15 protein-coding genes, 1 rRNA gene and 1 riboswitch (1 of these 17 only partly in view) are annotated in these 18,913 nt (G+C 63.6%); of the genes, 9 read left to right on the top strand and 7 right to left on the bottom strand.

Annotated features, from left to right (window positions below; genetic code table 11):
• Positions 1-132: 132 nt before the first annotated feature.
• The 5 genes from B5477_RS11925 to B5477_RS11905 form a co-directional block, all read right to left on the bottom strand.
• Positions 133-1,365 (bottom strand): glycerate kinase type-2 family protein, encoded by a 1,233-nt coding sequence (locus tag B5477_RS11925; RefSeq protein WP_079699891.1) that lies wholly within the window; start codon positions 1,363-1,365, stop codon positions 133-135.
• Positions 1,366-1,494: 129 nt separating this feature from the next.
• Positions 1,495-2,583, bottom strand: coding sequence for an FAD:protein FMN transferase (locus B5477_RS11920; RefSeq protein ID WP_079699890.1), 1,089 nt, complete (start codon positions 2,581-2,583; stop codon positions 1,495-1,497).
• Positions 2,565-3,638, bottom strand: a complete 1,074-nt coding sequence (locus tag B5477_RS11915) for a hypothetical protein (protein WP_079699889.1) — start codon at positions 3,636-3,638, stop codon at positions 2,565-2,567. Before B5477_RS11915 ends, B5477_RS11920 begins: the two co-directional genes overlap by 19 nt.
• 20 nt (positions 3,639-3,658) lie before the next feature.
• Positions 3,659-4,624, bottom strand: coding sequence for a polyprenyl synthetase family protein (locus B5477_RS11910; RefSeq protein ID WP_079699888.1), 966 nt, complete (start codon positions 4,622-4,624; stop codon positions 3,659-3,661).
• On the bottom strand, positions 4,617-6,584 hold the full coding sequence (locus B5477_RS11905; RefSeq protein WP_079699887.1) for an NAD(P)/FAD-dependent oxidoreductase: 1,968 nt from the start codon (positions 6,582-6,584) through the stop codon (positions 4,617-4,619). The genes B5477_RS11910 and B5477_RS11905 overlap by 8 nt, the downstream gene beginning before the upstream one ends.
• A gap of 149 nt (positions 6,585-6,733) precedes the next feature.
• On the opposite strand from B5477_RS11905, the gene B5477_RS11900 reads away from it, so the two are divergent.
• From B5477_RS11900 to B5477_RS11875, 6 genes are read left to right on the top strand one after another with little or no spacing between them, the layout of a single operon-like run.
• Positions 6,734-8,428, top strand: coding sequence for a menaquinone biosynthesis decarboxylase (locus B5477_RS11900; protein WP_242942194.1), 1,695 nt, complete (start codon positions 6,734-6,736; stop codon positions 8,426-8,428).
• Positions 8,418-9,278, top strand: coding sequence for a 4-hydroxybenzoate octaprenyltransferase (locus B5477_RS11895; RefSeq protein WP_079699885.1), 861 nt, complete (start codon positions 8,418-8,420; stop codon positions 9,276-9,278). The genes B5477_RS11900 and B5477_RS11895 overlap by 11 nt, the downstream gene beginning before the upstream one ends.
• A gap of 10 nt (positions 9,279-9,288) precedes the next feature.
• Complete coding sequence (locus B5477_RS11890) at positions 9,289-9,861, top strand: UbiX family flavin prenyltransferase (RefSeq protein ID WP_079699884.1); 573 nt, start codon at positions 9,289-9,291, stop codon at positions 9,859-9,861.
• On the top strand, positions 9,858-10,769 hold the full coding sequence (locus tag B5477_RS11885; RefSeq protein WP_159449030.1) for an ABC transporter substrate-binding protein: 912 nt from the start codon (positions 9,858-9,860) through the stop codon (positions 10,767-10,769). The genes B5477_RS11890 and B5477_RS11885 overlap by 4 nt, the downstream gene beginning before the upstream one ends.
• A complete protein-coding gene (locus tag B5477_RS11880; protein ID WP_079699882.1) occupies positions 10,721-11,503 on the top strand; it encodes an ATP-binding cassette domain-containing protein in 783 nt (260 codons plus the stop codon). The genes B5477_RS11885 and B5477_RS11880 overlap by 49 nt, the downstream gene beginning before the upstream one ends.
• Positions 11,500-12,234 carry an ABC transporter permease gene (locus B5477_RS11875; protein WP_079699881.1) on the top strand — a complete coding sequence of 245 codons (735 nt, stop codon included), beginning with the start codon at positions 11,500-11,502 and terminating at the stop codon, positions 12,232-12,234. The genes B5477_RS11880 and B5477_RS11875 overlap by 4 nt, the downstream gene beginning before the upstream one ends.
• Positions 12,235-12,304: 70 nt before the next feature.
• On the opposite strand, the gene B5477_RS11870 is transcribed toward B5477_RS11875, so the two are convergent.
• Together B5477_RS11870 and B5477_RS11865 are read right to left on the bottom strand one after the other, a co-directional pair.
• Positions 12,305-12,841 (bottom strand): folate family ECF transporter S component, encoded by a 537-nt coding sequence (locus tag B5477_RS11870; protein ID WP_079699880.1) that lies wholly within the window; start codon positions 12,839-12,841, stop codon positions 12,305-12,307.
• 123 nt (positions 12,842-12,964) lie between these two features.
• A riboswitch (THF riboswitch) is annotated at positions 12,965-13,064 on the bottom strand.
• 184 nt (positions 13,065-13,248) lie between these two features.
• Positions 13,249-15,504, bottom strand: coding sequence for a hydratase (locus B5477_RS11865; protein ID WP_079699879.1), 2,256 nt, complete (start codon positions 15,502-15,504; stop codon positions 13,249-13,251).
• Between the two features lie 175 nt (positions 15,505-15,679).
• Between B5477_RS11865 and B5477_RS11860 the strand changes: the two genes are divergently transcribed.
• The 3 genes from B5477_RS11860 to B5477_RS11850 all read left to right on the top strand — a co-directional run.
• Positions 15,680-16,576, top strand: a complete 897-nt coding sequence (locus B5477_RS11860) for an LCP family protein (protein WP_159449029.1) — start codon at positions 15,680-15,682, stop codon at positions 16,574-16,576.
• Between the two features lie 63 nt (positions 16,577-16,639).
• Positions 16,640-16,840, top strand: a complete 201-nt coding sequence (locus B5477_RS11855; protein ID WP_079699877.1) for a DUF378 domain-containing protein — start codon at positions 16,640-16,642, stop codon at positions 16,838-16,840.
• A gap of 658 nt (positions 16,841-17,498) precedes the next feature.
• Positions 17,499-18,913, top strand: a 16S ribosomal RNA gene (locus tag B5477_RS11850) (it continues 99 nt past the right edge of the window).

The raw sequence follows: 18,913 nt of genomic DNA, 5'->3' as shown, positions 1-18,913 counted from the left end.
AAATTTAGACTTTTTGTCTAAATACACAAATTGATAATGAATAAATTGTTAATAATACCGCCCGCAGACGACAAAAAAATCCCCCCGCCGCAGCGGGAGGATTTTTCTGTTTCAAAGCACGGATTTTTCCACTCAGCGGCGCAGCAGCAGCACCGCCACGTCGTTGACGTTGGTGCCGGTGGCGCCGGTCCTGATCAGGCCGCCGCAGCGCTCGAGCGCGTGGTAGGAATCGTTTTGGCGCAGCACCTCGAAGACGTCGGTCCCGGCCTCTTTCAGTGTTTCAAAGGTGGTGTTGTCCACATAGCCGCCCGCCGCATCGGTGGGGCCGTCGGTCCCATCCGAGCCGACCGAGAAGAGCGCGGTGGCGGGCAGACCGGCGATCCCGACGGCGCCCGCGAGGGCCAGCTCCTGGTTGCGACCGCCCAGACCCTTGCCGGTCAGGTGGACCACCGTCTCGCCGCCGGCGATGAAGGCCAGCGAGTGGTCGCAGTCCTGGTGGTACTGCGCGATGGACGAGAGGAAGCTGCCCGCCTCCCTCGCCTCGCAGCAGAGGCTGGCGGTGAGGATGTGCGGTTCATACCCCAGCTCCTCGCAGCACCTTGCGGCCGCGCGGCAGAGCTGGCGCACGCTGCCGGTGATGTGCGTCTCGACGTTGTGCAGCTCCTTGGGGGTCTCCTGGAGCAGCAGCTCCTCCATCTTGGGGGTGAGGGTGAGGTTATATTTGCGGGCGATCTCCCGGGCCTGACCACTCGTCGAGCTGTCGGGATAGGCCGGGCCGGAGGCGATCATGTCCAGCGGGTCACCGATGATGTCCGAGAGCACGATCGAGAAGACCTTCGCCGGGGCGCAGATCTGTGCAAAGCGCCCGCCCTTGACGGCCGAGAAGCGCTTGCGGATGGTGTTCATCTCGACGATGTCCGCCCCGCAGGCCAGCAGCTGGCCGGTCAGGTCCTGCAGCTCCTCCGGGGAGATCAGCGGCTGCTCGAACAGGGCGGACCCGCCGCCCGAGACCAGGAAGAGCACCGTGTCGTCCTCCCCGAGGCCCTTTACCAGGTCGATGGCCGCCCGGGTCCCCGAGAAGGAGTTCTCGTCCGGTACCGGATGCCCGGCCTCGACGATCTTAAAGTTCCCGATCGGGCCCTTGGCGTGCTGGTACTTGGTGACCACCACCCCCGCCTCGATTCGCTCGCCCAGCAGGTCGTAAGCGCTCCTGGCCATCTGCCAGCCGGCCTTGCCCAGGGCCACCAGCACCAGCCGGCCCGGGCCGAAGGAGCGGCCCTCGAGCGCCTTCTTCACCGCCGTGTCGGGCAGGGCGGCCGTGATCGCATCGGAAACGATCCGGTTTGCATCCTCGCGTAGCGTCATATTCTGTCACACCTTTCACTCTATCGGCATTGCTTGCTGTCTTCATTATAACGGGCGGGGAGGATTGTATACAATCGGCGTTTTCAATAAGAATGTAATGGATTCTTTGGGCAGGATCGAAGCGGCGCGTCAGGACAGGGGGATTTCCCCCTCCAGCACTGCCGCCGAAAAGCCACTGCTTTGCCGCCGGCCGCCGCCGGGCAGGAGCCAGAACGCCTCGGCGCCGGGGAGGGATTCGATAAGGGCGAGGCCCTCTTCGGGTGAAAGACAGAACAGGGCGGTGGAGAGCGCGTCGCAAAGCGCCGGATCCCCGGCCAGCACGCTGACCGATTGGCAGTGGCGTGCGGGATAGAGCGTCTGCGGGTCGATGATGTGGCAATAGCGCACCCCGTCGAGCGTGAAGTAGCGCTGGTAGTCCCCGCTGGTGGCGACCGTGCAATCTTGCAGCCCCAAGGTGAGCAGGTAGCGCTGCTCGTCCCCGCTTTGCGGGTCGAGCAGCCCGACCGAAAACGGCGTCCGGGCGCGGTCCATCCCGCCGATGGCGCAGACGTTGCCGCCAAGGCTTATCAGCAGCTGATCCGCCCCCTGCTCTTCCAGCTGCGTGCAGACCTCCCGGAGCGCGTAGCCCTTGGCGATGGCGCCGACGTCCAGGCGCAGCCCGGGATCGAGGATTGCGACCGTCCCCGCCGCCTCGTCGATCATTACCTTCGAGAGGTCGCAGTGCCCCGCCGCTCCCCGCAGCGCCCTGTCGTCCGGCAGGCGGGCGGAAAGCGGATCGGAGAGCGCCTGCTCGCGGCAGCCGTGCCAGAGGGAGAGCACGCTCCCCAGCGCCACGTTGACCTTGCCGCTGGTGAGCGCCTCCATCTCTTTCGCGCAGCGCAGCAGGCCGATGATCCGCCGGTCCACCGAAAGCGGCCCCTGCCCGGCGTGGTCGTTGAGGGTTTTGAGGTTTACCACCCCTTCATAGTCGTGGTAGATGTCGTAGAGCCGGTGGTATTGTTCCAGCTCGTCGTGGAGAAATTGCACCTGCTCCTGGAAGCGTTCCTTTTGCTTGGTGTAGCCCACGACGGTGGTCACCGTGTCGAAGGGGCCGAGGAACTGCGCCTGGAAGCGCTGCTCCCGCGCCCCGCAGCCGCCGAGTGCGAGGGAAAGCGCAAGGCAGCAGGAAAAGAGACGGGGGGCCAGCCGGCCCCCCTGTTTTACTGCGCGCGCTTCCATGCCTTTTGCAGACAGACGTTAAAGTCCCCGACCGAGATGGTGACCGAGGCGGCGAGCTCGGCGTCGGCGGGCCTGCCCTCCTCGGTGAGGGCGATGCCGCTCAGCTCATCCGCGCTCTTCCCGGCGGCGTAGGCGGCAAAGGCCGCCGCCTGCTCGTTCCATTCCCTGACGATCCCGGAGGCCTTTTTCATCCCGTATTCCTCGCCCAGCTCGTCCTTGGTGGGAATCGGAGCGTTAAGGTCCGAGAGGATCTGTCCGCCCTTGTCAAAGCGCACGGCGCTCTGCGAGCCGTCGATGAGGCAGCTGGTAATCCGGCCCTCGTCGTCGAACGAGGCGGCGGCGTAGGTCGAGTCGGCCTGCGCGAGGCCGTCCTCCTCCCCGGCCGGGGTGGATTTGGCGATCCCGGTGACGATCCCGAGCCCCAGCTTGTCCCCGGCCTTGGCGCCGAGGGGCTTCGAGTTCCCCACGGCCTCGGTCACCGCATCCAGCCAGCCCCCGACCGAGATGGTGACCGAGGCGGCGAGCTCGGCGTCGGCGGGCCTGCCCTCCTCGGTGAGGGCGATCCCCTTTACTTCATCCGCCGTCTTGCCGATCACGTAATCTGCGAGTGCTTGGGCCTGCTCGCTCCACTCCTTGCCGATCCCCGAGGCCTTTTTCATCCCGTAGCGCTCCCCGAGCTCGGTCTTGGTCTCGATTTGGGCGGCCGTGTCGGTAAGCAGCGTGCCCTGCGCGGAGAATTCGATCTTGCTCTGCACCGCGTCGATTTTGCAGTCCACGATCCGGCCTTCGCCGTCCACCAGCACGGCGACAACGTTCGAGTCGGCCTGCGCCAGTCCGGGTTCTCCGCCTGTGGCGGGGGCCGAGCTGGCGACGGAGTTTTGGATGGCCATCCCGATCAGCAGCCCGCCCTCTGCCGCAGTGGCGCCGTCCTGCGGGGCGCTCCCTTGCGAGCTGCTGCTCAGCGGCGAATGCCCTTTGGGCAGGTTGGAGGTGCAGCCGAAAAGCAGGCAGAGCGCCAGGGACATTCCCAGTGTTCGTATGATGGTTTGCTTCATTTTTACCGGTCTCCTTTTTCCTAAAACGGCTGTGCGGCCCGCCCCGCCCGCTCGAGCAGGGACAATAGCCGCGCTTCTTTTTCCTTCGGCGCGTGGAGGGCGGGGAGCAGGCGCAGCGCCCGGTCGTGATACCGCCGGCAGAGCGCGCGGGTAAAATCCAGCCCGCCCCCGGCGCGCACCCGTTCCGCCAGCTCGTCCATGGGAATACGCCCCTCCCGCGCGCGGGCCGAAAGCGCGGGGTCTCTGGCCAGTGTGTGGATCAGCGGCAGGGTGATCACCCCCTGCTCATAGTCCGAGCGCACCGGCTTCTTGGCAAGGTCCTGATCGAGGGTGAAGTCCCCCAGGTCGTCAGCCAACTGGAACAGCATTCCCAGGTACCGGCCGAACCGCGCGTAGCGCTGCCGCAGCTCGTGCTCGTCGGTAAAGAGCAGCGCCCCGGCGTAGAAGCTGCCCGCGAAGAGGGCGGCCGTCTTGCCGCCGATGATCCGCAGGTACTGCGGGGCCGTGAGCCCGAGGTTCCCGTTTTCGACGGTCTGCCGCAGCTCCCCGAGGCAGACGCGCCCGATGTACCCGGGCAGGCGCAGCGAGAGAAAGCGCTCCCGGTCGTTCAGTGCGGCGGCGGTGCGCAGCGCCGCCGCCAGCAGCCAGTCCCCGCAGATGACCGCCACCCGCTTGCCGTACCGCGCCTGCAGGGTGGGGGCGCCACGGCGCAGGCCGGCGTCGTCCATCACGTCGTCGTGCACCAGAGTGGCCAGGTGCAGAAGCTCGACCCCCGCCGCCAGGGGTGCGGCGCCGGCGGGCACCCGCCCGTCCTCCTGCTGCGCGCAGGCGAGCAGGCAGCGCGCGCGCAGCTGCTTGCCCGGCGACATTGCCAGATGGGCGGTGTATTCCCGCACCAGGGAGGGGGAGCTCAGCAGCGCGTCATTTAGACGCTTTTGGGCTCCGGCGAGGGCGTGCTCAAAATCCGGGAAGGCTTGCTCAGTCATGATAGAGATACCACTTTCTCACGAAGTTTACCCGCTGCCAGCGCTCCTTGAGCCAGGGCATGGCGTAGTAGTCGAGCCCCAGCGTGCGCCCGCCGCCGATCAGGACGGCAATTGCGGCGAAGATCATCCAGAAGGTGCTCAGATACAGTCCGGTGGTGCAGACGAACATGAACTGCAGCACCAGCGAGAGCCCCGAGGCGGGGAAGGTCAGCAGCCCAAAGACGAGCAGGAGGCCGATGAGGATTTCCGCCACCACGATGAAAATCTGCATGAAGAGCTGTACCCCGTCGTAGGGGAGGACGAGGGTGCTCACAAACCAGTTGATGAGCGGGAAGTCGAATTTCAGGGCGTAGTCCGCCAGGGTGGAGCTTGCCACCTCGCTCCCGCTGACCAGGGTCAGGTCGAAATAGCCGAGGATCCGGTAGCTGAAGAGCGCCACCCCGCTTGAAAGCGTCTCCTCGGCGGAGGAGGTGGCGCTGGCCACCGCATCCACCGCGGCGGTGACGTTCCGCGCGCCGGCAGAGGAGAGGATTTCCTGAAAGAAGGCGTTGGCCCCGCCGAAGAAGCCGGTGAGCTTGGGGGAGTTTAGCCACCCCTCGACGATCTTCATCACCCCCTCATAGAGCCAGCAGAGCCCGAGCCAGACACGCAGGGGCACGAGCAGGAAGCTGGGGGTGCGGTTGGAAAAATGCCCGCCCAGGAAGCTGCGGCAGCGGCGGATGGTGAAAAACTCGTGCCGCAGGTAGCTCATCACCTTGTTGTAGCCCATCACCTGCACGAAGTAGACGAGGTTGATGAAATGCTTGACGAACATCGCCAAAAAGGAGGGCAGGGCGAACAGGTGCCCCGGCAGCCCGACGTGGGCCACCCCGTACCGTCCGCCCACGCTGACCATCACGCCATGGAACTTCGGACGGTATTCCTCCGGCTCCCCGCTGCCGGTGATCGCGCAAGCGAGGTTGTGGGCGATGGTGTCGGCGCTCTGCTCGCAGTTTTCCACCATCTGGGGCACCGGCTCCTGCGACCCGCGCGGGGTGTACAGGATATTGTCCCCGGCGATGTAGACCTCCTCATGCCCGGGCGCGCGCAGGTAGGCGTCCGTTTCGATCCGGCCCCGCCGGGCATTTTTGAGGGTTTCGCCCGCCTGGTGCGTGAGGGCGGAGCTCTCGATCCCCGCCGTCCAGATCACCGTGCCCGCTTCGCGGCGCTCCTGCTCGCCGCCCCGCTCGAGGACGATGTAGTCTTCGCCGATCTCCCGGACCCCGGTGCCGAGCAGCACCTCGACCCCCATCTTTTGCAGCCGGCGCTCCACCTTCCCCGAAAGGCGCTCGGGCAGGATGGGCACGGTGCGCTCGAGGATATCCACATCGTAGAGCGAGACGAGGGAGCGCTCGAGCCCGTAGCGCTCACAGAGGAAGGGGACGTCCTCTGCGAGCTCGCCCGCCATCTCCACCCCGGTGAAGCCCGCCCCGACCACATAGAAGGTCAAGATCCGGCGGCGTTCGGCGGGGTCGCGCTCGCGCGCCGCGCGGCGAAAGCTGTCCTCGAGCCGCTCGCGCAGGGTAACCGCGTCGTCGTAGGACCAGAGGGTATAGGCGTGGCCCTCTGCCCCCTGCACCCCGAAAAAGGTCGGCTGCGAGCCGCTGGCGAGCACCAGGTAGTCGTAGGGGTATTCCCCCTTGGAGCCGGCGACGATTTTTTGTTCAAAGTCGATCCCGGCGATCTCGTCGAGCACGACGCGCACCGGCCTGCCCGCGAAGATGCGGGAGAGGTCCATGCGGATGCTGTCCTCCTCCACCCGGTGGGCGGCGACCTCGTGCAGCTCGGTGAGCATGGTGTGGTAGGGGTTGCGGTCGATGAGCGTAATCTCGACGTCCCCGCGCCCGCGCAGCTTGCGGCAAAGTTTTTTGGCGGTCAGAACGCCGGCATAGCCGGCGCCCAGGATAAGCACATGTTTCATGCGTTCAGTCTCCTATCTCGGCAGACGCCGCGCGCTGGCATAGAGTTTTGCGCGCGGCGATATATATGGAATAGTCTTCCCCGTTTGCGCCAAAATTAATGCTCGTGAACGTCGTCCACGCAAAATTACGTTTGAAACGGGGGAGCGCCGTGCCGAAGCGGGATCTGAATTCTTTCATAAAAGCGCTCGAGGCGCGCGGGGAGCTGCGGCGGGTAAAGACCCTAGTCTCGCCCGTCCTGGAGATTACCGAGATCGCCGACCGGGTCGGCAAGCAGGGCGGCCCGGCCCTGCTCTTCGAGCGTGTCGAGGGCTCGGACTTCCCGGTGCTGATCGGCGCTCTGGGCAGCGAAGGGCGCATGAGCCTCGCCCTGGGGGTGGAGGACTTCGGCGCGCTCGAGCGGCAGCTGGAAGGGTATCTCGACCTGTCGCGCTACACGACGCTGCGGGGGCTCCTTTCGAGCATCCCGTTCTTTTGGCGGATGTTTCGCAGCCTGCCGGTTCGCGTCCCCCTCGGCCGCCCGCCCTGCCAGGAGGTAATCGAGCACAGTCCAAACCTTGGGGAGCTCCCCATCTTAAAATGCTGGCCGCTCGACGGCGGGCGGTTTTTGACCCTGCCCGTCGTCTTCACCAAAGAGCTGGGCGCCAGGACGCAGAACGCCGGGATGTACCGCATGCAGGTGCTGGACAGGGCCACCACCGCCATGCACTGGCACAAGCACAAGGACGGCTCGCAGATTTTTGAAAGCTACCGGAAGGCGGGCAAGCGCATGCCGGTGGCGGTGGCGCTGGGGTGCGACCCGGCGATCACTTATTCCTGCACCGCGCCGCTGCCCCCGGGGGTGGATGAAATGCTGCTCGCCGGATTTCTGCGCCGGCGCCCGGTATCCCTTGTCCGCTGCCGCAGCTGCGATCTTTGGGTGCCGCGCGACGCACAGTTTGTGCTGGAGGGGTATGTGGACCCGCTCGAACCCCTCTGCCGGGAGGGCCCCTTCGGGGACCACACCGGCTACTATTCCCTGGAGGGGCTCTACCCCCGCTTTCATCTGACCTGCCTGACCCGCCGGAAAACCCCCGTCTACCCGGCCACGGTGGTGGGCCGCCCGCCGATGGAGGACTGCTACCTGGCCAAGGCGACCGAGCGCCTCTTCCTGCCCATCCTGCGCAAGGCTATCCCGCAGCTACATGACCTCTGCCTCCCGCTCGAGGGGGTGTTCCACGGCTGCGCCGTGCTCAGCGTAAAAAACGACTTTCCCGGCGCGGCGCAGACGGTGATGAACGCCGTCTGGGGGATGGGGCAGCTGCGCTACACCAAGCTGCTGATCGCGGTGGATGAGGGGACCGACCCCTCGGACCGGCAGGCGGTGCTGAAGGCCGTCCTGCAAAACGTCGAGCCGGAGCGGGATCTTACCTTCTCGAAGGGGACGCTCGATGCGCTGGACCACTCCTCGCCCACCGCGCTCTTCGGCACCCGGCTGGGGGTGGACGCGACGGCGAAGCCGCAGCGCCCCGCCCGCCTTGGGCGCATGGAGGTCACAGCGGTGGATAAGCGGGAGGCAGGGCAGGGCCTGCGCGCTGCGCTGCGGCTGCTGGACGATAGGAAGGTCAAGCTCGCCGTCGCGGTGGACCGGGACGTGGACGTGCGGGACCTCGGCGAGGTGCTCTGGAGGATCTATAACAACATCGATGCCGGGCGGGACCTGGCCGTGCAGGCGGGCGGCGCGGCGCTCGACGCCACCCGAAAACGGGAGGACGAAGGGCTCCACCATCCCTGGCCTGCGGATATTGAAATGGACGGGGAGGTGCGCCGGCGGGTTACCCGCCGGTGGAAGGAATATGGATTTTAAAGGGATGGCGCGGCGGTACGGCACGCTCGTCATGTTCGGCCACACGGTCTTTTCCCTCTCCTTCGCCGCGCTCTCGCTGCTCTGCGCGAGCGGCGGGCGGCCCCGCTTTGCCACCCTCTTTTGGGCGGGGCTCGCCTTTTTGTCGGCGCGCACCGGGGCCAACGCCCTCAACCGGGCGGTGGACGCGCAAATCGACGGGCGCAACCCCCGCACCGCGGGCCGCCAGATCCCGCGCGGGGAGGTCACATCCGGCGAGACGCTGGCTCTGAGCGCGGTCTGCTTTTTGCTGTTGATTTTCAGCGCCGGGATGCTGAATCCCGTCTGCCTGCTGCTCTCGCCGCTGGCGCTGCTGCTGATGAGCGGCTACTCCTACACCAAGCGCTTCACCTGGCTGTGCCATCTCGTGCTGGGGGTCACCTGCGCCTGCGCGCCGGTGGGGGCGTGGCTGGCGGTGACCGGGCGTTTCGCGCTGCGCCCCTTGCTGCTGGGCGCGGCCAACTGCCTGTGGACCGCCGGGTTCGACATCCTTTATGGCACCCAGGACTATGAGTTCGACCTTGCGCACGGGCTTTATTCCATCCCGGTGCGCTTCGGGCTGCGCCGCGCTTTGCAGATCAGCGCCGCCTTTCATCTTCTGGCGCTGCTGGCGCTTCTGGCGTTCGGGCTGCTGGAGGCGCGCATGGGCCCTCTCTTCTGGATGGGGTTTGCGGGGATCGCCGGGCTGATGGCGCTCCAGCACCGGATGGTCACGCCAAAGCGGCGGGACAAGGCGCAGCTCGCTTCCTATAATGTCAGCCAGCTGACCAGCCTGCTGCTGCTTTTTTGCGGGGTGCTGGACGTCTATTTATAAGGAGGAGACGATGGAACGTTATATTGTCGGGATCACCGGGGCGAGCGGGAGCGCCTACGCGCTCGCGCTTATCGATGCCCTGCTTGCGCGCGGCGCGCGGGTGCATGCCGTGCTTACCGGGATGGGGGAGCAGGTGCTGCGCTACGAGTGCGGCCTCGGCTTCGATGAATGGGCCCGCGGGCGGGAAAACCTGCAAACCGAGGATGACCGGGACCTCTTTTCGCCTATCGCCAGTGGCTCCTTCCCGGTGTCGGGCATGGCGGTGGCGCCCTGCTCGGTTTCCACCCTCGGCCGGATTGCCGCAGGGGTAGCGGACGACCTGCTCGCGCGGGCGGCGGACGTTTCCCTCGCGCAGCGCCGCCCGCTGGTGCTGATGATCCGCGAAACGCCGCTGAGCGCCGTCCACCTGCAAAATATGTTGACCCTCTGCCGGGCCGGGGCGGTGATCCTGCCCGCCTGCCCCGGCTTTTACCACCGGCCGCAAACGGTCGGGGAGCTGACCGGCTTCATGGCGGGGAAGGTGCTCGACTGCCTGGGGCTGAAGAACGAATGTTATCCACACTGGAAGGGAGTACGCGAATGAAACGGATTTTTTTATTATTCCTGTCGGTGCTCCTGCTGCTTTGCGGCTGCGGCGGCAGGGAGGCGGAAGCCCTGCGCCTGGGGGTGATGTACTCGGCGGACATCCTGCCGCTGGCGCTAATGAAGGAGCAGGGGATGGACCAGGCGCATGGTTTCACCCTGGACATGCAGGTCTTTTCCTCGGCCAAGGACCGGGACGCGGCGCTGCAGGCCGGGGAGCTCGACGGGGTGTTCACCGATTACATCGGGGTCTGCATTTACCAAAACGCCGGGCTGGACGTGCGCATCACCGGCGTGACCGATGGGGACTATCTGCTCCTGGCCGCCCCCGGCAGCGGGATCGGCTCCCTCGCCGGGGCGGCCGGGCAGAGGGTGGCCATCTCGCAGAACACCCTGATCGAGTACGCTTTGGAATATATCCTCGGGGAGGAGGGCTACCCGCCGGACTATCTCAAAAAGGAGCTGGTGCCGCGCATCCCCGACCGGCTGCAGATGCTGCGGGAAAATAAGGTGGAGCTCGTCTTGCTGCCCGAGCCGTTCAGCACCTTGGCCTTGCAGGAGGGGGCAACCGCTTTGGGCAGCGCCAACACCTCCCACCTCTATCCGGCGGTTTCGGCCTTCACCGGGACGGCGCTCGAAAAGAAGGGCGGGGAAATCACCCGGTTTTACGAGGCGTATGACGAGGCGGCGGGGCAGCTCAATGCCCTGCCCGCCGGGGAGATCGACCCGGCGCTGCTCGAGGCGGCGGGTTTTCCGAAGGAGGCCGGTGTCCCCGCCACGCTGCCGCATTACCGCCCGAGCGCGCTGCCGTCCCGGGAGGATTTGCAGCGCGCCATCGGCTGGGCGGCGGAGCGGGGCCTATGCAGCGGGGACCTCAGCCCGGATGCGCTGCTGGGCTCCCCGCGCTGATGCTCAGCGTACAGGCGCTGAAAGCCCGCTACCGCCCCAGCGACCCGCCGGTGATCGAGGACCTCTCGTTTACCCTGCCGGACGGCGGATCGCTGGCGCTGCTGGGCCCCTCGGGCTGCGGGAAGACCACCCTGCTCCATCTCCTGTGCGGGGTGCTCACCCCCGAGCACGGGGAGCTGCGTTTTGACGGGGAGCCGCTGACCCCGAAGAAGGTCCCGATCGGACTGGTGCCGCAGGGGTACGGGCTGCTGCCCTGGAAAACGGTGCGGGAAAACTGCCTCTTCGCGGCGCGGCTGCGGGGAGGCGAAGACGCTGCGGCCCTGGATTCCCTGGCAGCGCGGCTGGGACTTACGGCGCTGCTCAGGCGGTATCCGCCCGAGCTCAGCGGAGGACAGGCGCAGCGGGTGGCCCTGGCGCGCGCGCTGCTGATGCGGCCGAGGCTGCTGCTGCTCGACGAGCCCTTTTCGGCCCTGGACATCGGTACAGCGGCAGAGGCCCGCACACTCTGCCACAGCCTTTGGCAGGAGAGCGGCGCCACCCTGGTCCTCGCCACCCACCAGATCGAAGAGGCGCTCTGCTTCGCGCGCCGGATCGCCGTAATGGGCCCGGGCGGACGTTTTCTGGCCCTGCACGAAAACCCGGAGGCGGGGGCGGATGACCTTCGCCGCCGGGTGCTGGCGGCGAAGATCGGGGAGGAGCTGCGCGCCGCCCGCGCGGGGGAGGCGGCGGGATGAAAAAGACGCTGCAATTCCTTTTGGGGTTTCTCTGCTGCAACCTGCTCTGGCTGCTGCTGGCGGCGGCACTCCGCACCCGCGCGCTGCCCGGGCCCATCGCGGTCTACCGCGCCCTGCCGCAGACGCTTTGCGGCGCCGGCGGGCATATCCTCTTCAGCCTCTGGCGGGTGGGGATGGGCGTTTCGCTGGCGCTGCTGGCAGGCGGGCTGACGGGGATCGCGATGGCCCGCCTGCCAGCGCTCGGGCGCGCGCTCGACCCGGTCCTCTATTTTGCCTATCCGGTGCCCAAGAGCGCGCTGCTGCCGGTGGCCATGCTGCTGCTGGGGCTCGGGGACGGCTCGAAGGTGATGATCATCTTTTTCAGCGTGGTTTTCCCGGTGACGGTGGCGGCCCGGGATGCCGCAAAGGAGACCGACCCCGCCCTCTACGCCCTGGCGCGCAGCGCCGGGGCGAGCCGGTGGCAGAGCTTCTGGCAGATCACCCTGCCCGCGCTGCTCCCGGCGCTGCTGACCAGCCTGCGCCTGGGGGTGGGCACCGCGCTGGCACTGCTCTTCCTGGTCGAAGGCTACGGGACCGACCGGGGGATCGGCTACTACATCCTGGACTGCTGGTCGCGGATCGATTATCTCGGGATGTACGGCGGGATCGTGCTGATCTCTTTGGTCGGCGCGCTGCTCTTCCTCGGTGTGGACCTGCTAGCGCAGAGGCTTTGCCGGTGGAAGCGGGTATAACCACGGCAAAAGCGGTGAAAGCAGAAAAAGTGCCCCGGGTCGTCGACCCGGGGCACTTTTTATAGACCGGTTATTTTCGCTGCACCTGCCGCACCCGCTCCATGGTCTTTAAGATGAAGAACATGATCGCCGCCTCCACCGGCAGGGCGACGGCGTTTTTTATGAGCCGTACCGGCAGCAGCACGTTGATCGCCTGTCCGTAAAGCACCGCCAGCCAGAGGGTGGAGAGGATGACGTTGACCGTCAGCGAGACCACCCCCTTGGTCAGCAGGCAGCGCCAGAAGGTGGGGCGTCTATGGTAGAGCAGCAGCCCGTAGATGGTGCCGGTGAGCAGGGCGTTGAAGGTGAAGCCGAAGAAATAGGGGCCGGTGGGGCGCAGGAAAAAGCGCAGCACATCGATCGCCCCGGCCCCCAGGCAGGCGGGCACCGGCCCGAAGAGGAAGCCCATCGCCGAGGTGACGGTGAAGCCCAGGCCGATTTTGAGGAATTCGTTGGGCACCAGGGTGACGAGCCCGAGCAGCAGCCCGAGGGCGATCAGGATGGACATGGTGGTCAGGGTGCGCGCCTCGCGCAGGGAACGGTACGAGAGTCGGATGGATTCCAGCATGGTGACGATACCTCCTTCAAAAATGAAAAGCCTGCCTTTACGCTGGTAAAAGGCAGGCCGTTCCCGTATTTAGATTGAGGCATCGTCGAGGACGCGCCGCGTCCCGTTCTAACACCTTTCACTAACAGCGGGATGCGGCAGCCAAACCGCAAGCTATTCGCTTTTCGTTCCCGCGGCAACTCCCCGTCCGCGGGACACTTTACGCTTGGCCGCCTACTCTGCCTACGCCGGTGGTTACCCACCGGCATCTAAATAATTGCTGACGCAATTATTTTAGACCGAAAGACTGTTCTACGCCGACGTAAACGTCGGCATCTAAGTTGCTGGCGCAACTTTAGACCGAAAGATACTTGGTACGCCGGCGTGGAGGCCGGCATATGGTTTCAGGCGGCGCTCCCACCGCCGGGTCAGTGGTTCTTATAATAATTGATCAGGCATCCGTCCAGGATGATCTGGCGTTCGTCGTCGGTCAGGCTGCCCAGAGACAGCTTGAGAGGAACCGCATCTCCGTCCGCCAAGACGTAGCCCTCGATGGTTTCCAGGCGCTTTTCAACCGCCGTGCGCACATTGGGGATATAAATCCAGTCGCAGCGCCCGAACTTTGGCTCGCCCTCGAGCAGCAGGGGAAGCATGCCCCAGTTGATCAGGTTGGAGCGGTAGCGCTTGGTGGCATATTCCTGCGCGATGTTCGCCCAGCCGCCGAGCACCTTCTGGCAGGAGGCCGCCTGCTCGCGCGCCGAGCCGTCGCCCGGCTTGACGGCGTAGACCAGCGAACCGATCCCGATTTTCTTGCTGTCCACTCCACTGTCGAGCTTTTTGATCTCTTCGAGCAGTCCCTGCAGCCCGCTGGTAAAGGGGTCCTGCCCCTCCTCGCGCAGCCGCTCGAAAGCGCGCACCTCCTTGGCCTCGCCCACATAGGCGGGGTCCTTGCGCGAGAGGGCGAATTCGCTCAGACGCTCGGGGTTCGAGCGGTAGGACGAGGTTTCGCCCGAGGGGATCAGCTCGTCGGTGGTGGTGACCGGGTCGGTGATGAAGGAGGCGACCTTCAGCAGCAGATGCTCGGTCAGGGCGGGCATGTGGGGCCAGTCGGTGATGTTCGGCCCAAAGCGCAGCTCCTCTTCGGGGCGCGCCTTGCCGAAGCCGTAGTAGCAGCGGTTTTTGTAAACCTCGCCGTTAAACTTGTATGCTGGACTTTGATAATCAATGTCCAGCGTATCGGCCGCGGTGAGTACGCCGCCACTGCGGGCAGTGGCCGCGATCGAGCGCGCGTCCATCAGCGCGACCGAGGAAATCTGTCCCTCCCCCGGCTTGGAGCCCTCGCGGTTGGGGAAGTTGCGCGTCGAATGGCGCACGCTCAGCGCGCCGTTGGCGGGCACGTCCCCGGCGCCGAAGCAGGGCCCGCAGAAGGCGCTGCGCACCGTCGCGCCGCTGGTCATCAACTCGGCGATCGCGCCGTTTTCCACCAGCGAGAGGAAGGTCGGCTGGCTGGAGGGGTAGACGCTCAGCGAAAACTCCCCGCTGCCGATCGAATGTCCGCGCAGGATGTCCCGCGCGCAGCAGATGTTGTCGAAGGTTCCGCCCGCGCACCCGGCGATGACCCCCTGGTCCACCACCAGCCGCCCGCCGCGGATCTTGTCCTGCAGCGAAAACCGGAGGTCCGGGTTCCCGAGCTGCCGCTTGGCGGTGAGCTCGACCTCGTGGAGGATGTCCGAGAGGTTGGCGCAAAGCTCCTCAATAGTATAGGTGTTCGAGGGGTGGAAGGGCAGGGCGATCATCGGCTTGACCTTCGAGAGGTCCACCGTCACCAGCCCGTCATAGTAGGCGATCCCGTTTGGAGAGAGGGGACGGTACATTTCTTCGCGCCCGTGTTCCTTTAAATATTCGCGCGTCCTTTCGTCGGTCATCCAGACCGAGGAGAGGCAGGTGGTCTCGGTGGTCATTACGTCGATCCCGTTGCGGTATTCCATCCCGAGGTTCTGGATCCCGTCCCCGATGAACTCCATGACCTTGTTTTTGACATAACCGTTTTTGAAGACCGCCCCGATGATGGCCAGCGCCACGTCCTGCGGCCCGACCCCCGGCCGGGGGGCCCCTGTGAGGTAAACTGCCACCACCTGCGGCAGGGCGATGTCGTAGGTGCGCCCGAGCAGCTGCTTGACCAGCTCCGGCCCGCCCTCGCCGATGGCCATGGTGCCCAGCGCCCCGTAGCGGGTGTGGCTGTCCGAGCCCAAAATCATCCGCCCGCAGCCGGCCTCCATCTCCCGCATGTACTGGTGGATGACCGCCTGATGGGCCGGGACATAAATTCCGCCGTATTTGCGCGCGGCACTAAGGCCGAAGAGGTGGTCGTCCTCGTTGATGGTGCCGCCCACCGCGCACAGGCTGTTGTGGCAGTTGGTCAGCACGTACTCCAGCGGGAACTCGCGCAGCCCGCTGGCCCGGGCGGTCTGGATGATCCCGACATAGGTGATGTCGTGGGAGGCCATCGCGTCAAACTTGAGCTTCAGGTTCTGCATGTCCTCTGCGGTGTTGTGGCTTTTTAAAATCGAATAGGCGATGGTGTTCTGCCGCAGCTGCCGGCTGTCCAGCCCCGCGCACTGGCCATCATCCAGGATTTCGGCGCCGTTTTTGATGAAGGCGCCGCCTTCTTTGAGTTGTATCATAAAGGAACTCCCTCCTTAAACATATGAATCGTCGAACAAACACAAGTTTAGCATAGAATACCGCCGCCGCGCAAGGTTTTAACAGGATTTGTCTGAGCGCCAAAGGCAAAAAGCTGTATTTTTTCGTTTTGGGCGGACCATGCTATTCTTATTCGGATCAAAAGGAGCGGGGCGGATGAATCAAAAAAGATTGACGGTGCGTTACTTCCTGCTGTCCTTCGCAGCCGGCTTTCTGGTGCTGGCGGTGGCGGCCATGCTGGTCGTCCTCTTCGTGCCGCCTCAGATGCACCGGGATTTGGACACGAATGAGTATCAGGGCGCCTATCTGCCCTCGAACGAGGATGCGCTCAACCTCCTGGTCGTGATCGAGCGCGCCTCCCCCGAAGAGGAGGACAGCTTCCTGCTGATCCGTTTTGATCCGGTGCGCGGGCAGATTCCGGTGCTCGCCCTGCCCGGGCGGACGCTGCTGGAAATCAATAACAACACCCTATCAATCGACAACCTCTATGAATATGCCGGGGTCAAGCGGGTGTCGGGCGAGCTGGCGGACGACCTTGGGGTACAGATCGACCGGTATATTAAGATGAATAAGCAGAACGTCATCGACCTTATCGACCTGCTCGGCGGGGTGCGCTACCGGCTGAATGCCCCCCTGACGCTCAGCGGCGGGAACGTGGGCACCACCCTGGAGGCGGGAAACCAGCAGCTTTCGGGCAGCCTCTTCTATGAGGTAATGACCTATGGCGGCTATCCCGATGGGGAGCTCGGGCGCGCCCGGGTGATGGGGGAGCTAGCATGCTCGTTGATCAACCAGCATGGGGAGCTGATTCTGACCGAGGAAAGCGACGCGCTCTTTGAGCGGATCGTCAATATGGTCCAGACCGACTTTTCCGCGATGGATTACACCCGTATAAAGCCCGCCGCCCGCTTTCTGGCACAGCTGCGGGGGGAGGCGGCCATCTCGATCCCCATCACCGGGAACTCGAACGAGCAGTTTGAAATTTTTTCGCTGTCCAAAACCGCGCTCGGACAGATTCAGGAAATCTATTCTCCCGCGCAGCAGCACGTCTGAATAAATGGAAACAACTGGACCATACTACTAGCGAAAAGCAATTGGGAAAGGAAGTTTTACAGTATGCTTGATAAAATTGCATTGATTCTGGTCATCATCGGAGCGCTCAACTGGGGCGCCATCGGGATCTTCCAGTTCGACCTGGTCGCCTGGATGTTCGGCGGACAGGCGGCGGTTCTCAGCCGGATCATCTATACCCTGGTGGCGCTGGCGGGAATCTGGGTGATCTCCCTGCTCTTTAAGGATACGTCGCACGCCGACTGATTGCGACAGGAATAGCTTTGATTTACGCCGGGAAGCAGGTAATGTGTTTCCGGCGTAAATTAAAGTAAAATTTTCTTGAAAAACAAGGGAAAATATACTTGACAAACCGGACAACCCTGTGCTAATATAAATAAGCTGTCCGGCGGGAGGCCGTGATCTTGAGCCCGAAAGGGTGAAAGGAAAGGGTTGACAAGAAAGGCAGCGGGGTGATATAATAAAACTTACCTCCCTCGGGAGGCAGGGTTTGTTAAAGCCCTTGGGAAATGCGTCGGGCGCAGCCCGGCACCAAAGAAAAGGCGTGTTGGCAAGCACGAAGTGCTTGACGGGAGGAGCAGAGCTCCGAGAACGGCTTTTCAAAATGCGAAGGAAATTGCTTGAAGCGGAAAAGAACGCGAAGCGTTCTTAGGATGCGTCGGGCAATGCCCGACGCTATAGGACCTTGAAAATTGAACAACATGAAAAAGCGAACCTTTGAAATTCTAATGAGTAATTCAAAGTAGTGCGTGGGACTTTTGGGACATGGGAATTCCGCAAGGAATTCCAGCGCATGTTCCGGGAGGCACACGCAGTGCTAGCGTAAAGCGTCCGAAAGGACGCACCAAGAGCGAATTAAGCTTTTGAAAGAGATATGTAGCGCCTAAGGGCGATATATATACCATTTCTAAAGAGTTTGATCCTGGCTCAGGACGAACGCTGGCGGCGCGCCTAACACATGCAAGTCGAACGGAGAAATGCTGAGCTTGCTTTGCATTTTTTAGTGGCGGACGGGTGAGTAACACGTGAGCAACCTGCCTTTGTGAGGGGAATAACGTCTGGAAACGGACGCTAATACCGCATAACGTCAAGGAACCGCATGGTTTTTTGACCAAAGATTTTATCGCACAAAGATGGGCTCGCGGCTGATTAGCTAGTTGGCGGGGTAACGGCCCACCAAGGCGACGATCAGTAGCCGGACTGAGAGGTTGATCGGCCACATTGGGACTGAGACACGGCCCAGACTCCTACGGGAGGCAGCAGTGGGGGATATTGCACAATGGGGGAAACCCTGATGCAGCGACGCCGCGTGAGGGAAGACGGTTTTCGGATTGTAAACCTCTGTCTTCAGGGACGAAATCAATGACGGTACCTGAGGAGGAAGCCACGGCTAACTACGTGCCAGCAGCCGCGGTAATACGTAGGTGGCAAGCGTTGTCCGGAATTACTGGGTGTAAAGGGAGCGTAGGCGGGAATGCAAGTTGAATGTTTAAACTATCGGCTCAACTGATAATCGCGTTCAAAACTGCATTTCTTGAGTGGAGTAGAGGCAGGCGGAATTCCTAGTGTAGCGGTGAAATGCGTAGATATTAGGAGGAACACCAGTGGCGAAGGCGGCCTGCTGGGCTCTAACTGACGCTGAGGCTCGAAAGCGTGGGTAGCAAACAGGATTAGATACCCTGGTAGTCCACGCCGTAAACGATGATTACTAGGTGTGGGGGGACTGACCCCTTCCGTGCCGGAGTTAACACAATAAGTAATCCACCTGGGGAGTACGGTCGCAAGACTGAAACTCAAAGGAATTGACGGGGGCCCGCACAAGCAGTGGAGTATGTGGTTTAATTCGAAGCAACGCGAAGAACCTTACCAGGTCTTGACATCGTGCGCATACCGTAGAGATACGGGAAGTCCTTCGGGACGCATAGACAGGTGGTGCATGGTTGTCGTCAGCTCGTGTCGTGAGATGTTGGGTTAAGTCCCGCAACGAGCGCAACCCTTATTATTAGTTGCTACGCAAGAGCACTCTAATGAGACTGCCGTTGACAAAACGGAGGAAGGTGGGGATGACGTCAAATCATCATGCCCCTTATGACCTGGGCTACACACGTACTACAATGGCACTTAACAGAGGGAAGCAAGACCGCGAGGTGGAGCAAACCCCCAAAAAGTGTCTCAGTTCGGATTGCAGGCTGCAACCCGCCTGTATGAAGTCGGAATTGCTAGTAATCGCGGATCAGCATGCCGCGGTGAATACGTTCCCGGGCCTTGTACACACCGCCCGTCACACCATGAGAGCCGGTAACACCCGAAGTCAGTAGC

The sequence above is a fragment of the Provencibacterium massiliense genome (assembly GCF_900169495.1).
Taxonomy (GTDB): domain Bacteria; phylum Bacillota; class Clostridia; order Oscillospirales; family Ruminococcaceae; genus Harryflintia; species Harryflintia acetispora.
The sequence above is the reverse complement of the archived record's forward strand: the minus strand, read 5'-3'. Positions and strand labels throughout refer to the sequence as shown.